Source organism: Sphingobacterium sp. LZ11T8 (assembly GCF_024261425.1).
Lineage (GTDB): Bacteria > Bacteroidota > Bacteroidia > Sphingobacteriales > Sphingobacteriaceae > Sphingobacterium.
The window spans coordinates 766,965-786,422 of record NZ_JANBZY010000001.1 but is presented as its reverse complement, the minus strand read 5'-3'; the positions used below and the strand labels follow the sequence as shown (position 1 = coordinate 786,422).

Here is a 19,458-nt window from a genome sequence, read left to right as displayed (position 1 = left end):
TTATAAAATAAAATCGATCGCTGATTAGAAAGAACGTAAGGTCATGGTCCACCAAGCGTCTCCGCCGATGTTGACACCAACCTTCAGGATATCATAGCCAGCTCCATCTTTATTTTTGGTCATCTCCAATATATCATAAAGCACAAAGTCGTTCACTGGACCCGTTGCGGTCTCACCACCGTTATGTGCTTTTTTGACACCGATATGTGCCCCTTTGCCCACCAATCTCAATTGACCAAGCTTTTTGACACCTGTTCCTTCTGTTACCGAAAATTTAAAATTCCCGGAATTCCACAAGGCCTGTTCACCTTTCAGGTTTGCTGCGGGTTCACAGCCGGTCGTTTTGTTCCCTAGGTAGCCATCGGCAAAGTAGTCGCCTTTGTTATCGTAGGCATAGGTTCCCTCTGCGTTAAAGGAGAAGGTAAATTCATCATTGAACTCACAGGCTCTACCGGTTACTTCTCCTGCGCCACTGCTCCACCAGTCGCCGTTATCGGCACCTGGACCTACCTTGAAAGCTCCTGCTTGAGGGTTCAGCTTCCAGGTTTTCTTGGTACAGCTGGCAATAAAGCCCAGTGCGGTCTTGGCATCACAGGCATTCGGGTCGTTTTGCTTAACGGCAACAGGCTTGGTCACACTTGCCATTCCACCTTGTCCTACGACATCCAATTTCACATCGTAGTTACCAGCAAATATCAAGGCTACTTCTACTACGTCACCCGACAGTTTCTGTCCGCTGGATACGATGGTCCAGTTGGCAATGGTAGGGGTGTTGGTCGTGTTTTTCAACTGTACACGGCCCGGTGCTATTTCTACCGCTTCAAAATTGGGCTGCGGTAGGGGATTCAAGCTGAGGTCATCTCCTTCTGGACGACAGGCAATCACGACCATCGAGAATAGCATGATCCTCCAGAGATTCGCATTAAATATTTTGTTATATATCGTTTTCATAATTCAGTCAATTATTTCGTGCCTCCGTATTCTTTGTTTTGCTCCAATTGGGTATTATCTAGCTCCAAAAGCGGGATCGGTAATACTTCATGCTTCCCGGCGACATATCCTCTGGCAGATAGAGCGGCTGCTGCATCTCCCCAACGAACCAGGTCGAACCAACGTTGTCCTTCTCCGGCCAATTCAAGCCTTCTCTCGCGCTTGATGTTCGCAAAGGTTGCTGTGGTTGCCGGAAGTCCAACTCTCGCTCTCACGGCGTTTAATAGGGCTCCTGCACGGGTAATGTTTCCGCTGCCTCTGACCAATGCTTCTGCTTCCAGCAGATAGGTGTCGGCTAGGCGGATATCATAGATGTTCTGTGGGAAATTAAGCTCGAACGTTCCGGCACCTGTCCATCTGTTCGACTCTCTACCGGCATATTTTTCCAGGAAATAACCTGTATCCATATAGCCCGGTGTGTAAGATGCCTTGCCTTCTGCTTGCAGCTGGTGCATGTCCGCAACGGTATATTGGTATCTAGGATCTCCCTTTAGCTGGTCAACAAGGCCATTGGTCAAGGGAAGGAATCCCCATCCGGCAATATAGTCCGGTGCTCCTGAACCTGCCGCGTATCCACGGGGACCGATCATAATATTCAAGATATTTCCTTCGGTACAGTCGATACAGCCCCAGTCGCCAACGGAAGTGTTGGTAAAGGAGATCTCCATGATGGACTCGCTGTTGAATTTATTGCTCACCTTGAAGAGGTCGCCGTAATTGGCCAATAACTTGTAGCCATATTTGCTGGTTTGACCGGGTTCGCCGTTCACTTCCCTAAATTGGGCAGCTGCCTCGGTGAATTTTTCTTGCTGTAGATAGACCTTGCCCAGCAATGCTCTTGCTGTGCCCTGTGATGCTCTTCCGGCCTCGGTTTCTAAGTTTAAATTGATGGGAAGAACAGGGATGGCCTCCATTAGATCTTTCTCCATCGCAGCATAGACCTCCTGAGGTGCTACTTGTGGGGTTGCATAAATGGCATCTCCAACAAGCGGGCTCATGATCAATGGGATATTGCGGAAGTAGCGAATAAGGTCAAAATAAAAATAGGCTCTCAGGAATTTCGCTTCTGCGGTAAACCTTGCCTTTTCATCATCGCCCATTGGGATCTCTGGCAATTTCTCCAGCAATACGTTGGCGCGCATGATTCCCATATAGCCTCGGCGCCAAAGATCCTCCTGAGGACCCACTGCTGGGCTTAGGGAATAGTTGGACCAAGCTTGGATATTCGGTAAATCTGAGGATCCACCGCCGCCAGCAAAATGATCGTCAGATGCCGCTGAGGTAGCCAAAATTTTAGTGACATAGCTGGAACTCTGGAAACCCACCACATCATATACCGCAACCAGACCGTTGTAAGCCTCTTGTCGGTTCCTGTAGTAGTTCTCTTCTAAGTCCGTGCCCCTAGGTTTTAGTTCCAAAAAGCTATCGGAACAGGATTGCCCCAATAAAGAGAAAGCAATAAGTATAAGGAATAATTTATTATTTAATTTCATCACTAATCTAGATTAAAATGCAACATTTAGACCGAACATATATGACCTTGCTTGCGGATAGATGCCTCGGTCGATACTCATGATACCACCACCGATTTCAGGGTCGTATCCTGTATATTTCGTGAAGGTCATCAGGTTCTCAGCCATGGCATATAGCCTGATTTTTTGAAGTCCGATCCTTCTGGTCAGTTCCGAAGGGATGGAATATCCGATCTGAACGGTTTTCAGGCGGAAGTAGCTTCCATCCTCCAAATAGAATTCGGAAGGATTCGTGAAGTTATTGTTCGCATCGGCATCCGTTAAACGTGGATAGTCGTTCGAACTGCCTTCTCCTGTCCATCTTCCCAAAGCTCGTGTAGAGTAATTGGCATTGTTGATGTCTAGCCTTCTCAACCCTTGGAATACCTTGTTTCCAGCTACCCCTTGTCCGAAGATTAGGGCATCAAAATTATTCCACTCTAGGTTCAGGGTGAAACCGAAAGACCAGTTAGGTGTCGGATCGCCGATAAAGGTTCTGTCATTTGCGTCGATTGCGCCATTGCCATCTAGATCAGCCCATTTGAAATCTCCTGGACGTGCATTCGGCTGGATCAAAGCGCCTTCTGCGCTCTTGTATGCTTCAATCTCTGCTTGGTTCTGGAAGATACCCATGGTCTTGAAACCATAGAATGAGTTGAAAGCTTCGCCTACCATGGTACGGGTGATGTTGTAGGTCGATGCCTGGAAGCCAGCTCCGTTCAGGAAGCTCACGCCCGCACCGATATCGGTCACCTCATTCTTCAGGTAGGATGCATTTCCGTTCAAGGCGAAATTGACTTCTCCTAGTCGGTTTTTGTAGCCCAATTCCAGCTCCACACCTGTATTTTTCATGTCCGCAACATTGGCTGCAGGGTTTCCAATTGCCCCAACATAACCTGGGATACGTGGATTCTGTAAAATACCGGTCGTTACTTTATTGAACCAATCGAAGGTCAGGTTGAAGTTCCTCAAAAAGGACAACTCCAAACCTATGTTGGCCTGACTGGTCTGCTCCCATTTCAGGTCTGGGTTTGATGGTGCATTCGGGCTATTTCCTACGGTATAGATGTCCGTCAAGCCGATAGTGTAATTACGTCCGCCACCGATAGTGGAAAGGAAAGCAAAATCACCGATGTTGTCATTACCTACTACCCCGTATCCTCCGCGGATCTTCAACATGTTGATATGTGGGTTGTCGATTAGGAAATCTTCCTTGCTAACGACCCAACCTAATGAGAAAGACGGGAAGATACCGTACTTGTTGTTGGCTCCAAAACGGGATGATCCGTCTCTTCTGATCAATCCTTCAGCCAAGTACTTTTCCTTGTAATTATAGTTTAATCTGGCAAATAAGGAGGAAACCGTATGGCCTACATTCTCGTATCCTGATGAATTCTTTTGGTCTGCCGGAACGGTATAGTTCAGGGAGGCATCATCAAAATTATTGACAGGAATATCAAAATAAGTTACGGCTATACCTCTCGCGCGGTTATCATAGTACGCTCCTTGACCCACCAATGCGGAAATATTATGGTCTTGGATGGTATATTGATAGGAAATGGTGTTCTCTAAGTTCCAATCAAAACCTCTGTTCGTTCCACGGGTAAAGTCGTTCTGTGCCCTCTTCATTACCGCATTCAGGTAATACACAGGAGTGAAGCTCTCATTTCCCCAAAAGGATAGCTTTGAACCTAAGGTAGAACGGATTTTTAGGCCCTTGATAGGCTCTAACTCACCATATACATTACCTATGATATTGTCTGACCATCCATGGTTGCCTAAACGGGTTTGGATATAAGCCAATGGATTCGACATCTCCTGGGCAACAAATTGGGAAATTCCATAAGGGTTGCCGTTTGGGTCGCGTGGAACCGCCTGTGACGCATAAGGTAAGCTTGGGTTATTGATCACCGATGGATCGGTGATGATCAATGGCGTAGTCGGATCTAAGTTGATGGCCGATGACAATGGTCCACCGAACTCACTGTTGGTGTTCCCTACACCTTGTCCTTTTTCATGGGAATAACCTAGGTTTTGACCAAATTTCAACCATTTGGCAACCTTATGTTCCGAGTTTAAACGGATGTTTGTTCTTTTATAGTTGGAAATCTCCGAGGCTACGATGCCCTCTTGACTCAATAGACCGAAAGAAGTGTAGAAGGTAGAAACCTCGTTTCCTCCGCTGATGCTGAGTTCATGGTTCTGGCGGAATGCATTTCTATTGAAGATATGTTCTTGCCAATCTGTTCCTTCTCCTAATGAAGCCGGATCTTGGAAAGGCAGGGCATTTCCTGCTGCCAAAGCAGCCTCATTTCTCAGGGTTGCATATTCCGTGGCATTCAACAGGCTCAGTTTTCTTGCCGGAGCTGAACTGCCCAAGAATGTGTTGTAATTGATACGGATCGCTCCCTGTGCACCTTTCTTGGTGGTAACAAGGATAACACCTGCAGCCGCTCTAGCACCGTAGATCGCTTGTGAGGAAGCATCTTTCAACACTTCGATAGATTCGATGTCCGATTGGTTCAGGTAGCTGATACCGCCCGCATCAACAACCACTCCATCGACAACCCATAATGGGTTATTGTTTCCGAACGTTGTGAATCCACGGATCCTAATGGTGGATGAAGCTCCTGGTTCCCCGGAATTGGAAGCGATGGTTAGTCCTGAGGCTCTACCTTGAAGGGACTGTTCCAATCGGGTAACTGGCATAGTCTCCAGGTCGCTGCCTTTCACACTACTGATGGCTCCGGTGACAACGCTCTTTTTCTGCGTTCCATAACCAACGACTACGATCTCTTCTAATTCGTCCAAGCCGTCTTCTAACTGTACATTATAGACTCCAGATTGCCCTACTTCGATACTCTTGGAGAGCTTCCCAATTTGGGAGAACTTCACCGTGGCACTGCTGCCCGGAAACTCAAGGGTATACTGCCCCTCAAAATCTGTACTCGTAGCTTGTCTTTTACCTTCGACAGTTACCGTCACACCAGAGATGGGTTCTCCAGTACTTGATGAGGTAACCTGTCCACGGATCGATAAAGTCTGCGCTTTCAGATCCGTCACAGAAATACACATGCAAATCAAGATGAATGCATGCAAAATTTTTAATCTCATAAAAGGAAAATAAATTAACATGGTGATATAATTGAAAAATCATGCAGGCTTGGTTATGGCCTTTTCATGATAAATCAAAGATATTGTGGAGAAGAATATTCTGTATTTTTTAGGTTAAACAATTACCACTACATCAGAGAATTTTTTGACTCATTCCTTCTGTTTGGTACACTACAGCTACCCTACAGCGTTATTGTTAACAACTGATAATCAGCACTGTATAATTACGGTTTTCCCTCAGTGCTGTTTGTACCTATTTTGGGGATTCAGGCAAATATTTCCCTTGTCTTAATTTGGTGTCTCAGGTTTTGCAAACTCCAATAGGTAGTTATAAAGGTTGATTTCTGGGTCTATCTTCAGTTTTTTTCTAAGCCTATACCGACTTACTTCAACAGCCTTGGCTGTAACATGCATCAACTGCGCAATTTCTTTTGAGGACAGGTTCATCCTTAGGAATGCACATAGCTGCAGCTCTTTTTGGGTCAGGTCGGGATGCTCTTTCTTCAAGCGCAAAAAGAAGTTTTCATTGGCATGATTGAAGTGAATATTGAATTTCTCCCAATCATCATTGGTTTGTTCTGCCGATCGGATGATCCGGGTCAATTGCTTGAAATTGCTCTTGAGTTCCGCATCTTTTATGCCTTCCATGGATCGGTTTATCCCTTCCTTAATCTTTCCAAGGGCCTCACCGCGCTGAATAATGTTCATGGTTAAATTGGCCAATTCCTTGTCCATATAACCTATTTCCGCCTCTAGGTTTTGATTGCGTAACTTGATGACTTCCTTTTCTTTTTTCTCGATTTCCAATTGGGTAAGCTGAAGCTCCTGCTGATGGACCCTTCTCAGTTTTTTGCGCTGCATGGCCAAAATCCAGAAAGGGAAGGAGATAAAGAATATGGCATACAGCACATACATGAAGGGATGTAGGTACCAAGGTGGAGCAACTGTAAAGGCAATTGTAGCTTCTTCAGATTCATTTCCTACTCCATTGCGGGACTTGACCTTGAAGACATAGTCTCCTGGCCCTAGATTCGTGTATTCCTTTTCTCCTTTGTTGCTCCAAGAGGACCATTTTGTCTCCAATCCATCCAACAGGTAACTGTATTCTACCTGCTCCTGCTGCTCATAATTTGTTGAACTAAATTCAAAATGAACGGTATTGAAAGCATTGGGGATTTTCCGGTCTTCAGCCGCAGTGCTACCATTACCTCCATATAGGACCTGTTCCTCTTTGGCCTGATTCGATATCTTGATCAACCGAAGCAATACATTGGGTTTGATGGCCTTCTCCAGATAACCTTTATAGTCTAGGAGAATCCCGCCCTTCTGTCCATTGATAAAGACATTCTCTAGATCATGTACATACACGGACTCAAATCCTCCCAATATCTTTCCATTCAACATCGGAAAATGATTGAGAATGAATGGATGCTGCTTACTGCTTTTTGAATAATCCAGGACGCTCAATCGTTTATTGCTGACGAACCAGATATTGCCAAACTTGTCTTCCTTCATGTACTGAATCGGCAGACCATTTAATGCCGCAAAATCTGCTGATTTTACAAATTGATCGGCCTTTTCGTCATATTCATAGATATAGTTGGGATTACAGACAATCACCTTGTTCTTGATAAAGAACAGATAGTTGTGGAGGATAGAAGACTCTGCCTCAGGCAGGGTATATGATTTTTCCTTGACGACCTCCTTGAAGTCTTTCGACAACCAAAGCTTCGACACTCCACGATAGGGGTGGGACACCCAAACGGCATTTGCATTATCATCATAATGAATGAATCGCAGCGATTCATTGGACTTGTTGATATGGCCCAACTCATTAAAATTATTGCCATCAAAGCCAATCAACCATAAACCTGCATAAGTACCCGCTATCAATCGCTCAAACGGCAGGACCCGCGTGGTGGCTTTGTGAAGCCATGTCCCGATGGATCTATAGATCGCATTCGCCTGATCGCCCTTGATCTCAAAACTTCCGTCCTCATGTGCCATCAAAAGTCTGCCATTGAATTCATTTAAAGACCACACCTGTCCATCGCTATGTGCTATCTTTTTGAAATGAGCTTGAGACATTCCAATATCCTTACCTCTATTGCCATTGAGCAAATCGGTCGCATAAAGGCCATTTGACGTTCCTATAAACAGTCGGCCCCCATAAATTAGGTGCGAATACGCGCTGACTGTTGTGTTTTGATCCGGCTGTATATACCCGACACTGCTGTTGATGGTGATATAGTCTATGCCATCATCGGTTGCTAGCCATAGATTGGAGTTTTTATCGGTAAATATAGCTCGTATATGGTTGGTCTGCAGACCGCCCTTGTAGACGTAATGTTGCATCACATCCCCAGAGGCATTGATGATAAATAATCCTCCAGAATTGGTGCCTATTGCATATCGGTCATTCTCAAGATCTTGCAGACAAGAAATGCGATAGGAATTGAGATTGGTATAGCCTTTAATAATTTTAGGGGCAAGCTGTCCATTGATATAGGTATACAGACCGTTCCGAAGGGTAGAGATGAGTAGGGTGTCTGCATTATAACTGACGATATCCGTAATCACATCAGAGGCGATGTCCGTAGATTTTAATATGGATTTCCAGATGCCATTTTCATACCGCATCAAGCCCATTTCGGCTTCATACGCATACATATCACCCTTCACCTGTCCCAAGAACTGCCAGCTGCTCTTGGCCCGGTCCACCACCATCTTATCATGACTGAGTCTAAAGATATACAGGGAGGTATGGAAGAAGATGTCATCTCCCAATATTTCCGTATGCCAAACATCAGAGAAAAACCGCTCAGATTCCTGTAGCTTCTCTTTCAGGGAATGGAAGACCAACATGCCTTTATCATCACCTTCAAAATACCCAAGTTCATCCTGTCCACCTACATATATCCGGTCATTCTTGTCAATGGCCACCGAGCGAACCACAGTGGCATTTGGAAGTGGGTGAATCCGCCAGTTTCTGCCATCAAAGGATAGTAAACCTTCATTGTTCCCAAAATACATGACCCCTTTGGAATCTTGGGCCACACACCAATTCTGCAATCCCCCCTTATAGATGCTGCTTGTATAATTGAATATCTGTGGTTTAGAAATGGTGCCCTGCGCAAAACTATCCAGTGAAATAAATAATAATATCAGAAATAGAAATCTAAAGCAATAGTTCATAAAAAAGTATTGGGGGATAACCTATAGGTTAAAATTCGCTATGTAATATTACAAAATAAATATTTAAAAAGATTGTTGCAACAAGCTATAGTACATAATGATGCATTAAAGGGCATACCGAAGGATAGATTCCCCTCTGTGTTTGATTTCCTTTAAATTTCAAGGAAGTTAAAAATTATGCCTATCCTACCTTGCCAATAACTTCTGGAAACAGCATTCAAGCGGGTATAACCTTGCGTTCCATCCGCCATAAACGCCAAATCATTTCCATCAGCTGTATGGCCGTAATGGTAGCCTAAGTCCAGGAGTAACCTTAAGTTTTGATGGACAGTCCAAATAGGTGATATCGATGCTGAAACTTGATACCCTTTTGCGGTATGTTCAAAGCTTTTTGGATGGGCAAATTGAGTCATCAGGTTCCAATTACCCTCCGCGCGATAGTTGATTTGATGATATTGAAGGTTTGTTTGGAAGGCTAGCCTTTCCATTGGCTTATAAATCATGTTGACACCTGCATATGGTCCCTTCCAATTCGTTTTATAGGAACTGTTTAACGTATTGCCTCCCTGCTCGATTCCATCATCTGACAACCAATAGTTATGCGAGGAAGTCTTATATCCAACCAATGGCTCTATATCCAAAGATTCACTTGGCTGAAAAGAATAAGCTAGATGGCCATAAAAGGAATGGTCAGAGCCTTTCTTGTTTTTTATTTGGAGTTGATAGGAGGGATTGGTTCGATTATCTCCCAAATAATCGATATCTGAAACATTGCCGCTTAGGGTCTTTCCAAAACTTCCTCCAGCTTCTACAGAAAACTTAGGAGTAAATTTAAATCGAGAAGCAATGGAAAAGTCTGCAATGACCAACTCTGTCCACTCCAGCTCTGATTTGATATTGGGGTTAGTACCCTCTAAATTTCCAGCAATGGACCAATCCATTTTTTCCAACCTTAATCCGGTTTTGCCCACAAAGATCAAACGATCTTGGCTTTGTGCACAGGTCAAAGCAGGTACAAAGTACCCTAAAATTGCAAGGAAAATGATTCTATAATGAAGCATAAATCTTGTTAACAAAAACACCAGTGATCCATTGGACCACTGGCTTTTTGGGAATTTATTATTCTAACTAATTATATGCAAAGGTTTCCCATGCTTGGGGATAATCTCGTTCGCAGGTCATTGCCTTAAGTCCATTCTCTGAGGAAACATATTTACCATTATTTCCCTTTAATGCGACCCTTCCATCAGGCATGACCTCCCAGGTGAACTTTTCCCAGTCCCCCATGTTTTCTCGGTCACAAGTCATGGGCTTAAGACCGTTTTCGGAAGAGAGATACTTATTCATGCTCCGTAGGCCAACCTTTCCATTTCCGGCGTCAACCACGGTAAATTGCTCCCATGCCTGTGCATTTGGCTTATTACAGAAAATAGGGCTTTTACCGTCCTGACCAGTTACATAAAGATTATTGCTTCCTTTCAAGCTGATTGTACGCCCGATGACAGAGCTGTTTTCCATCTTATAAACACGGACATAATCTACTTCCATTCTTCTAGGCCAGATATTTGGATCTGGATCACCTCCCCAATCTCCGCCTACCGCTAGATTCAGGATGATGTGGAAATCGTGGTTGAATGGCCAAGAACCCCAACCCGAATAGTCGTTATGTACCGTATAGTATTTATTGTTGTCGACAAAGAAGTCGATGCGGTCAGGAGACCACTCGACGGCATATACGTGATAGTTCGAGGTCGCATCGCCCACATAGGTTTTTCCGGTGCGCTGGTTGCCAATCCTGAAATAATAATCCCGGCTATGCACAGAACCATGGATATTGTTCTGGTCCTTGCCCACATGCTCCAAGATGTCAATTTCACCACAGTTTGGCCACCAGTAATTGGTCGTATTGTTCCAGCCATATTTAGTTTCATCATTTGGATAAAGCCAAAAAGCTGGCCATGTTCCCCAACCTGAAGGAATTTTAATGCGAGCTTCCATCCTGCCGTAGGTCCAGCCAGCTTTAGAGTTTAAGCGGCCTGAAGTGTACTCATGTCCATTCCCCCAATCCCTTCTCGCTTCAATGATCAGGTTTCCATTCTCAACACGCGTGTTTTCAAGCCTATTGGTATAAGCCTGTTTCTCGTTGTTTACCTGTCCTGGATTCCAAATGACGTGGCTCCATTTCTGACTGTTGGGTTGGCCAGAGTAATTGAACTCATCAGACCATACCAAGCTGTAGGTAGCTGCGCGTGCAGTTGCCTTAAATTCTTCGACTTGGTTTTCAGTGATTGTAGTCTCCTTTTCGCAGGAAACCATTCCGAGCAATGTAAAGAGGGACATAGCCCAAGTGACGCTCTGTGTCCATTTAATTTGAAAGATTCTCATAATAAATTTGGTTTATAGTTTAATTGTGATTTTCTTTATCATTGGTTATTCAAAATCCCTGGTCTATGCCGCCCGTATTCCCCAAGACGGATTAAAATTTCGAGATAGGAAAATCCATTATTAAAGTTCCAACAAAACTTTTATGCGAGAGTAAAATCATGGCCCTACATTGTCACTACAGAATGAAGGATTTTGAGATGTTTAAACGAAAATATCATACACAAATACACTACAGTTTTATGTTAATTCATTAATATTCAGAACGTTAGTTTTTGTAAAATTTTTATTACTTCAATAGGTCGCAATAGCCCTTTATTGACTGGAAAGGGGCTGTATAAATTAAAAGTGTATTTGGGAAGTGTAATTATTAATCCAAAATATTTAACCGGAGAGCATGGTACGTGTTATAGAAATTCTCCCATCTCTAGCTGTTCGATAAAGAAGAATCTTATTTTTTAGTAAATTAGTTGGAGCAATCATTAATGTGTATCAAATGGAAATTACCATAAAAATAGATAAGCGTAGCAAGCAAGCAAAGGTATTCTATGAATACCTGAAAACACTTCCATTTGTAGAGATTCAAGAATCTCGATATAATAAGGAAACAGAAAAAGCGATAAAAGAGGCTAAATCTGGTAAGACAACCAAAACGAGTCTCGATGAATTTAGAAAAAAGCTTTTTTCGTAATGTACCGGCTTGAGCTTACCAAAAAATTTAAAAAAGATATTAAAAATGCTAAGAAGCGTGGCCTAAACTTGCTACTCCTTGATGAAGTCGTCACCCAATTAGTTGAAAAAGGTTCCCTCAAGCCAAAATACAAACCTCACAAGCTGATAGGCAACTATAAAGGTTTTTGGGAGTGTCATATTCAGAACGACTGGCTTTTGATCTGGAAACAGGATGAAACTATCAAATTAATTTCATTAACAAGAACTGGATCACATAGTGATTTGTTTTAAGGCTCAATATTAAAATTCGATTCCTTAATTCATTCATTTTATGGGAATTTCCTTAATATTCTATAGATTTTACCCCTTCACACCCTTCAAATACTCTGAAGGAGTCTCCCCAAATTCTTTCTTGAACGCTGAAGTAAAATAGGAAGACGAGGAAATCCCTACCCGATACATCACCTGTGTTATCGTAGTATCCTCGCTCAGCAGGATCTGTCGAGCGCGGTCCATCCGGACCTTGCGCACATATTCAGAGATATTATTTCCAGTGATTTCCTTGATCTTTTTATAGAATTTTGACTGGCTCATGCCCATTTCCCTACTCAAAACCTCCACCTTGAGGTTGGGGTCGTCCAGATGCTTTTCTAAAATAGCCATAAGCGTATGCATGAAGACCTCTTCTCTTTTTTGCTGAACCACGGATGCCGCAGAGTGCTGGAAATCTAGAATATGTCTTTCTTTCTGGTTTTTTCCCAGCATAAAAAGATTCGCAATGGTCAACCTGAGCAATTGCATACTGAAAGGTTTGGTCAGATAGACATTCGCCCCATGTGCTAGGCCTTCCAACCGGGTAGCTGTCTCTTCCTTTGCCGTCAGCATAATTATAGGGATATGGCTGTAGGCTGGGGTATCCTTCAAGGTTTGACAGAACGCCATTCCATCCATTTTAGGCATCATCAGGTCGCTTATGATCAGGCCGGGTAGCTGATCTTCCATCATTTCCAATGCCTGTTCACCATTTTCAGCCTCCAATATTTCGTAGTCCTGCTCAAGGTTCTCTTTGACAAATGTTCGCAGTTCCCTGTCATCATCAATCAAGAGTATCCTCTCAGCATGAGGCAAATGCTTTTGAGGTTCGTTAACATTAATGCTCAAGTCTTCCTGCTTTGTGGCAAGCTGCCCTTCATACCCCTTCAGTCCTGGACTGTCTTGATATGAAATCTCATCCGAACGATATTCAGATCTCCGATAGGGAATACTCACAATGATTTCCGTACCGACATCCTTTCGGCTATATACATTGATATATCCGCGATGATGGCTCACCAAGCTCTTGACGAAAGCAAGCCCTATTCCGGAACCCATATGTTCATTTGAAATCCTGTAAAAGCGCTCAAAAAGTCCTTTGGAGGCCTCTTTGTGGATGCCGATTCCTTGGTCGGCAACTAGGATATGGCAATAATGCACATTGGGGAGGGCTTGGTTGATCTGCAATAGATGGTCCAAACCGGTCTGATGGTACTTGAGGCTGCTTAACAGTGAAAACCTGACCGTACTTTGGTCAGGAGAAAACTTAAAGGCATTGTCCAGCAGATTGAGCATGATTTTTTCAATAACTTTTCTATCGCAATAGGCGATTTTCTGTATCTGCGGTAGCTCGAGCTGCAGCTTCATGTTTCGCTGCAAAGCCAATTCCGCAAAATCCTCGGCAATGTCACTCAGCAGGACATTCATATTGCTCAGGCTTACCTGCAAGGTCCGCAAACCACTTTCAATCTTTTGGAAATCCATGACTTCATTGATCAGACCGGAAAGCCGTTCTGCATTCCTTTCCATCAGGCGATGGCTTTTTTCTAAATGCTGGTTGTTCCTTATGTTCTCCAATGCACCCATGATCAGGGTAAGAGGAGCCCTAAATTCATGGGAAATATTGGTAAAGAACTGCGATTGTACATCATGGATTTCTTCCTGCTGCAAGCTCTTGAGCTTACGGATTTCCAGGTTACGGTATAAGAGCAGGTAGAAACTGGCTATACCCAGTGCCAGGCTGACGATTATCACCTTGAACCACCAACGCTGCCAAAAAGGAGGGAGGATACTGATCTTGATACCCTTCCCCGTTTCATTCCATACGCCGTCATTGTTCGCTGCCTTGACCATAAAGATATAATCCCCCGGACTGAGGTTGGTATAAGTAACGGACCTGACATCTTTTACATAATTCCAATCCTTGTCCAAGCCCAGCATCTTATAGGCAAATTGATTTTTAGGGCTAGCAATAAAGTTCAAAGCCGTATAGGCGATAGTGAAAGTTGCTTGATCGTGGGCTAATGTGATTTCATCCGTTGCTGCTATCTGTTGGGTCAATGGAGAATGTTCCTGATGGGGTTTCTGGCTTTTATGCGAAATTTGAAAGTCTGTAAAATAAATATCTGGGGCAACAAGGTTGGTTTCGATATGACCTGGGTCCAATACATTGAATCCATTGTAACCTCCGAAAAGCAGTTCCCCAGAACTGGTCTTAAGGGCGGTATTAGGGCCGAATTCCATGCCTTGCAGGCCATCATTTAAATTGAAATGCTTGATATCCTTGGTCTGCAGATGGTAACGGAACAAGCCGTTTTTACTGCTGATCCACAGATTTCCACGATCGTCCTCCAAGATTCCCTGTATTGCTTCATCCCTCAAGGTTGATTCAGGGAACTCGGGTACCATTCGATCTGTTGCTTGGTCATACTGAAACAAACCCTCCTGACCAAACCATAACCTATTTTTGCTATCCCTATAAATTACCCTTACAGCATTGGTGGACGCAGGATAATTTGGAATCTCTGCGAAATTATATTCCTTTAGGTTTTGGGTCTTTGGATCATAGCAATGGAGGATCCCGCCATCGGCTCCTAGCCATAACCTGCCCTGCGCATCCTCCTCTATGCTGTAATAACTCTGTTCCGTGCCTATCTTCGGGTTATTATGGTTTGTCCAGTTGACCTTTTTGAAGCTGCTCTTTTGAGGGTTAAAGAGATTTAGCCCGCCATAGGAGGTGGCAACCCAAAGATTGCCCTTACTGTCTTCAAATACCCGCCAAACGTAGTTGGAACTGATGGATTGCACATTGCCATCCTCATGCATAAACCGTTTGAACTTACCCGTCTTTCGATCAAACAAGTTCAAGCCACCGCCCCAAGTACTGACCCATAAATTGCCTTCACGGTCTTTCATGATATGCAAGATTGCATTCGAACCGATGCTGTTTGCATTTGTAGGACTGTGCCTGTAATAGCGGAACCGATCAGTTTTCCTATCCCAACTGTTTAGGCCCGCCCCATCGGTCCCTATGAGGATGGTGCCGTCGCTATCCTCAAAAAATGACTTAACATCCTTATAGCTCAAGTCCCGAAATGGAATTCCATCTCCATAAAACTCAAAATTGTCCATCAAGGGATTGAAATAGTTTATCCCAGACCGATGGGTCCCTAACCAGATATTTCCCTGCCTATCCTCAAAGATTGAGGAAATGGTTTTTTGGGATACGCCATTTAGACTTCTGAGTGGATTCTCATAATGATGGAACCTGTCTTCCCTTTCTAGATATAGATTCAGACCACCGTTTTCTGTGCCGACCCACACTTGGTTTTGCTGATCCACCTCCAAACTTTTGATCACATTGCTAGAGATGCTCCTGTTGTCCAATGGATCATGGACATATTGATGTACACGCTGATTGCCGGCCTGTATTTTGAATACGCCTTGACCAGAAGTTCCGATCCAGATATTTCCATGCCGGTCTTCCTGGATGACCTGTGCTTCTTTGATCTTGGCCAATAAGGGGTAAGTCTGCTCAGCCCGGCTAATCGAGCCATTGGAGGCTTTCAGATATAGACCATGCTCCCGCGTACCAATCCATAGCCTATTTTTATTATCCACGAAAAGGACCCCAAATTGATTCTTGGGACCGTTTTTGAGGTCTGCATGTTCGGGTATATACCCCTGGAATTTATGCTCCTTTTTGGAATGAATAAACAGACCTTCATTACTGGATACCCAGAGCGTGCCTGCTTGATCTTCAACCAGCCCATGGATATTGTTACCGACCTTCGTCGAATTAAAGAAATAAGGTGTAAAGGTATCGTCCAAGGGGTTGTAAAGGTTTAAACCATTGGAACTCGAAACCCACAGCCGACCTTGTCGGTCAAGGTACAGATCATTGATGAAATTGTCGCTTAAGCTTTGTGGGTCTTTATAGTTGTTCTTATATATCCGGAATTGATATCCATCATACCGGTTTAGACCATCCTCTGTTCCAAACCAGATAAATCCATCTCTATCCTGCACGATAGCCTCAATGGCGCTACTGGAAAGCCCATCCTCAATACTCAGCTGGCTAAACTTTATCCTAGTCTTGGTTTGCGAACTAACCCTCGATACGTGAATATAACACAGACATAGGATAGAAAAAAAGGTAAGGAACTTGTACATTTTTTTCACTATGAATTAGGATGGGTCATTTAAAAATAATGAAATTAAAATTTATTTAATAATAAATGTTTTAAACAGTAGTTTAAATTTTCCGTTGTTTTTATCTCTTTTTGAGCCATTTACCCATTAAAATAAACCAGCAGTTTGTTTCCGTATCTATCGTTGATCCTGGAAGGAAATGTCAATTCAAGCAAAAAGAAAAACGCATACAGCAAAAGGTTCCAGCCTGAAATCACTCAATTTGGATATTCAATATGGATCCAAAGAATTTGATAACCATTATAAGAAAACAATGAAAAGTGTGAACATTTTTGTGCTGAACGCCTGCTTTATTAATACCTGTCCATTATTCCTTCATTCGTGTAACAACACAGAGGAGGATGTGGAAGAAGTAAAAGCACCGAAGGCTAATTTTTCATGTGAAGTAGATAAGGAAGCGAAGTTTTCGGTCCATTTCAAGAATGAATCCCAAAATTATAGCTACTTATCGTGGGACTTTGGCGACAAAACCGGAAAATCAAGTGAGGGAAACCCAACCTATACCTACAAAACTGTTGGAATCTATAAAGTAACGCTTACCAGTACCAATGCCGAAGGAGAAACCGACAAAAAAACCATCGATGTCAAAAACTCCTCCGGCACTACCAACGGCAGTGTATCTGGCCACCCTGTACCTATTGCTGATATAGGTACAGAGAGGAAACAGATATTCTATGATGATTTTACCAAGGATGCTGAAATAGGAACTTGGGGAGAAGCCACTGATCCAGAAAAATCGTTTACGTTGGCGAACAAGGCAAGCAATGTCGATTGGGATGCCGTTTATAGTTATAATGCTAGTTAATTAATTAAGTTTCATCAATGCTCGCAGGAAAGCCTGGCTGTTTTTGAATAGTCGGGCTTTTGCTTTTTTTGGCTGATTTTTGCCCTGCAAATGACCAGATTTTTAGCATTGATTTTCCTGCGTTTATAGGGGTTTTATTCGAGACTCATTCGAGACACATTCGGGAAATGCTCAGGTTTGCTAGCAGAATGAGTCTGGCCAGTTCGGGCGTGCTGAGATGATTCCCGAATATGGGTAAAACAAGGTCCAAGTGGAAAGATCCAAGACCAGCATGTTTTAATAAATAGGCTGGGAATGCAGATTGGTTTTTTAGTTCTTCATTATTAGCATCTTATGTCTGCTGGAACCTTATGTTCTCCGTGGAACATCTTGTGTAAACCTGTAGCAGTTGGTCTGAATATTAGAAAAGGGATTAAAAGTTGCGATCGACTTATGCTCAGGAGCAAAGAAATTAGCGGTTTAGCCTTTTTATTTCTAAGCATATTTTTTCCTATCTTTCTTAAAAAATCAATTATGAGCCAATCCACTACCCTAATCATTGGAACTGGCCTTTCGGGTTTAGTTGCGGCCTATGAGATCACTAAAGCCGGCAAAAAGGTCATTATGTTGGATCAAGAGAACAGGAATAACTTGGGCGGTCAAGCTTTTTGGTCTTTCGGTGGTCTGTTTTTTATCGATTCGCCGGAACAAAGAAGGCTATCGGTAAAGGATTCCTTTGCATTGGCAAGGCAGGACTGGATGGGGAGTGCAGCATTTGATAGGCCGGAGGACCATTGGCCAAGGCAATGGGCAGAGGCTTACCTGAAATTTGCCCATCAGGAAAAGTATGCCTATGTCAAGGGCTTGGGGATGCGGTTCTTCCCGATTGTGGGCTGGGCTGAAAGAGGAGATGGTCGGTCACAGGGACATGGGAATTCGGTTCCTCGATTCCATATCACCTGGGGAACAGGTCCTGGAGTAGTGAAGCCTTTTGCGGAACATGCCCTAGAAATGGAGAAGAAAGGTTTATTGGAGTTTAAGTTTAGGCATCAGGTAAACAGAATGGAGGTGGTTTCTGATGATACGATCAAGCTGTTCGGCAATCAATTGCAGGAGGATGATGCAGAAAGAGGGAAGGCAAGCAATAGAGAGGTTATCGGCTCCTTTGAGTTTGAGGTAAACAGGGTGGTTATTGCCAGTGGTGGAATCGGGGCGAATCTGGAGATGGTGAAGAAGCAATGGCCAGAGAGGTTGGGCACCGCTCCGGAAAGGATGGTCTGTGGCGTGCCGGCCTATGTGGATGGCAAGATGTTGCAAGCAGCAGAAGAAGCCAACGTACGATTGATCAACAAGGACCGGATGTGGCATTATACGGAAGGTCTGGAAAACTGGGCGCCCATCTGGCCTAATCATGGTATCCGTATCCTTCCGGGGCCTTCATCGATTTGGTTGGATGCCTATGGAAGCCGATTGCCGGCGCCATATTATCCGGGATTCGATACACTGGGAACACTTAAACATATACAAGGAACAGGGAAAAGCTATTCCTGGTTTATATTGAACCAAAGTATTATCAAAAAGGAATTTGCACTTTCAGGATCGGAACAAAACCCAGACCTGACCAATAAAGACTATAAACTGATCGTGAAGAGGCTCTTTGGGAAAAAAGCGACCGCGCCCGTGGAAGCATTTAAGGAGCATGGGAAGGATTTTATTGTATCAGATTCCATCGAAGACCTTGTGGAGCGCATGAACAAGCTCAGTGGTGAAAACCTCTTGAAGCTGGAAGATGTGCGTGCTATCGTGGAAGCGCGGGATTTGGAATTGGACAATAAGTTCAGCAAGGATTTTCAGGTCAGCTACCTACAGAATACCCGACGTTACTTTGGCGACAGGATCGCGCGAACGGCAAAACCCCATAAGATATTAGATCCCCATCATTACCCTTTGATTGCCGTACGGTTGAACATCCTGACCCGAAAAACCCTTGGTGGGATAGAAACCAACCTAAATGGTCAGGCCTTTCATCATTCTGGAACCTGCATTCCAAACCTATTTGCGGTAGGAGAAGCCGCTGGATTTGGTGGTGGTGGGATGCATGGTTACAATTCCCTGGAAGGTACATTTTTGGGCGGTTGTATTTTCACGGGAAAGATGGTTGGGCACTACATTGCTAACTTGCCTCAGGATAGGTAAACAGAAAACTTCCTCAACAATAGTTTCTAAATATCAAGCGGAAGCCTTGATAATCAGTGGATTTTTGAGCATTTTTAAAAACAATAATCG

General features: G+C 43.7%; 11 protein-coding genes. 4 read left to right on the top strand and 7 right to left on the bottom strand.

The features are described 5' to 3' along the window. Positions 1-24 precede the first annotated feature (24 nt). The 6 genes from NLF99_RS03305 to NLF99_RS03280 form a co-directional block, all read right to left on the bottom strand. Positions 25-951, bottom strand: a complete 927-nt coding sequence (locus NLF99_RS03305) for a hypothetical protein (protein ID WP_185215729.1) — start codon at positions 949-951, stop codon at positions 25-27. Positions 952-962: 11 nt separating this feature from the next. Further along, a complete protein-coding gene (locus tag NLF99_RS03300; RefSeq protein WP_254526703.1) occupies positions 963-2,483 on the bottom strand; it encodes a RagB/SusD family nutrient uptake outer membrane protein in 1,521 nt (506 codons plus the stop codon). A 12-nt stretch (positions 2,484-2,495) separates the two neighbouring features. Further along, on the bottom strand, positions 2,496-5,615 hold the full coding sequence (locus NLF99_RS03295; protein ID WP_254526702.1) for a TonB-dependent receptor: 3,120 nt from the start codon (positions 5,613-5,615) through the stop codon (positions 2,496-2,498). Between the two features lie 288 nt (positions 5,616-5,903). Continuing rightward, positions 5,904-8,810, bottom strand: a complete 2,907-nt coding sequence (locus NLF99_RS03290) for a triple tyrosine motif-containing protein (protein ID WP_254526701.1) — start codon at positions 8,808-8,810, stop codon at positions 5,904-5,906. Between the two features lie 152 nt (positions 8,811-8,962). Continuing rightward, positions 8,963-9,871, bottom strand: a complete 909-nt coding sequence (locus NLF99_RS03285) for a hypothetical protein (RefSeq protein WP_254526700.1) — start codon at positions 9,869-9,871, stop codon at positions 8,963-8,965. Between the two features lie 67 nt (positions 9,872-9,938). Then, complete coding sequence (locus NLF99_RS03280; RefSeq protein ID WP_254526699.1) at positions 9,939-11,195, bottom strand: family 16 glycosylhydrolase; 1,257 nt, start codon at positions 11,193-11,195, stop codon at positions 9,939-9,941. 493 nt (positions 11,196-11,688) lie between these two features. Between NLF99_RS03280 and NLF99_RS03275 the strand changes: the two genes are divergently transcribed. Together NLF99_RS03275 and NLF99_RS03270 are read left to right on the top strand one after the other, a co-directional pair. After that, positions 11,689-11,883, top strand: a complete 195-nt coding sequence (locus NLF99_RS03275) for a hypothetical protein (protein ID WP_254526698.1) — start codon at positions 11,689-11,691, stop codon at positions 11,881-11,883. Then, positions 11,883-12,155, top strand: coding sequence for a type II toxin-antitoxin system YafQ family toxin (locus NLF99_RS03270; RefSeq protein WP_254526697.1), 273 nt, complete (start codon positions 11,883-11,885; stop codon positions 12,153-12,155). Before NLF99_RS03275 ends, NLF99_RS03270 begins: the two co-directional genes overlap by 1 nt. Before the next feature lie 69 nt (positions 12,156-12,224). On the opposite strand, the gene NLF99_RS03265 is transcribed toward NLF99_RS03270, so the two are convergent. After that, positions 12,225-16,349, bottom strand: coding sequence for a hybrid sensor histidine kinase/response regulator transcription factor (locus NLF99_RS03265; protein ID WP_254526696.1), 4,125 nt, complete (start codon positions 16,347-16,349; stop codon positions 12,225-12,227). A gap of 178 nt (positions 16,350-16,527) precedes the next feature. Here NLF99_RS03265 and NLF99_RS03260 point away from each other — a divergent pair, with 178 nt between their 5' ends. Continuing rightward, positions 16,528-17,193, top strand: a complete 666-nt coding sequence (locus tag NLF99_RS03260; RefSeq protein ID WP_254526695.1) for a PKD domain-containing protein — start codon at positions 16,528-16,530, stop codon at positions 17,191-17,193. Positions 17,194-17,706: 513 nt separating this feature from the next. After that, complete coding sequence (locus tag NLF99_RS03255; RefSeq protein WP_254526694.1) at positions 17,707-19,368, top strand: FAD-binding dehydrogenase; 1,662 nt, start codon at positions 17,707-17,709, stop codon at positions 19,366-19,368. Positions 19,369-19,458: the final 90 nt, after the last annotated feature.

What these genes read in the sequence shown, in the direction of transcription:
- NLF99_RS03305 (WP_185215729.1), bottom strand. Translation starts at nt 951, where the DNA reads ATGAAAACGATATATAACAAAATATTTAATGCGAATCTCTGGAGGATC.
- NLF99_RS03300 (WP_254526703.1), bottom strand. Translation starts at nt 2,483, where the DNA reads ATGAAATTAAATAATAAATTATTCCTTATACTTATTGCTTTCTCTTTA.
- NLF99_RS03295 (WP_254526702.1), bottom strand. Translation starts at nt 5,615, where the DNA reads ATGAGATTAAAAATTTTGCATGCATTCATCTTGATTTGCATGTGTATT.
- NLF99_RS03290 (WP_254526701.1), bottom strand. Translation starts at nt 8,810, where the DNA reads ATGAACTATTGCTTTAGATTTCTATTTCTGATATTATTATTTATTTCA.
- NLF99_RS03285 (WP_254526700.1), bottom strand. Translation starts at nt 9,871, where the DNA reads ATGCTTCATTATAGAATCATTTTCCTTGCAATTTTAGGGTACTTTGTA.
- NLF99_RS03280 (WP_254526699.1), bottom strand. Translation starts at nt 11,195, where the DNA reads ATGAGAATCTTTCAAATTAAATGGACACAGAGCGTCACTTGGGCTATG.
- NLF99_RS03275 (WP_254526698.1), top strand. Translation starts at nt 11,689, where the DNA reads ATGGAAATTACCATAAAAATAGATAAGCGTAGCAAGCAAGCAAAGGTA.
- NLF99_RS03270 (WP_254526697.1), top strand. Translation starts at nt 11,883, where the DNA reads ATGTACCGGCTTGAGCTTACCAAAAAATTTAAAAAAGATATTAAAAAT.
- NLF99_RS03265 (WP_254526696.1), bottom strand. Translation starts at nt 16,349, where the DNA reads ATGTACAAGTTCCTTACCTTTTTTTCTATCCTATGTCTGTGTTATATT.
- NLF99_RS03260 (WP_254526695.1), top strand. Translation starts at nt 16,528, where the DNA reads ATGTCAATTCAAGCAAAAAGAAAAACGCATACAGCAAAAGGTTCCAGC.
- NLF99_RS03255 (WP_254526694.1), top strand. Translation starts at nt 17,707, where the DNA reads ATGAGCCAATCCACTACCCTAATCATTGGAACTGGCCTTTCGGGTTTA.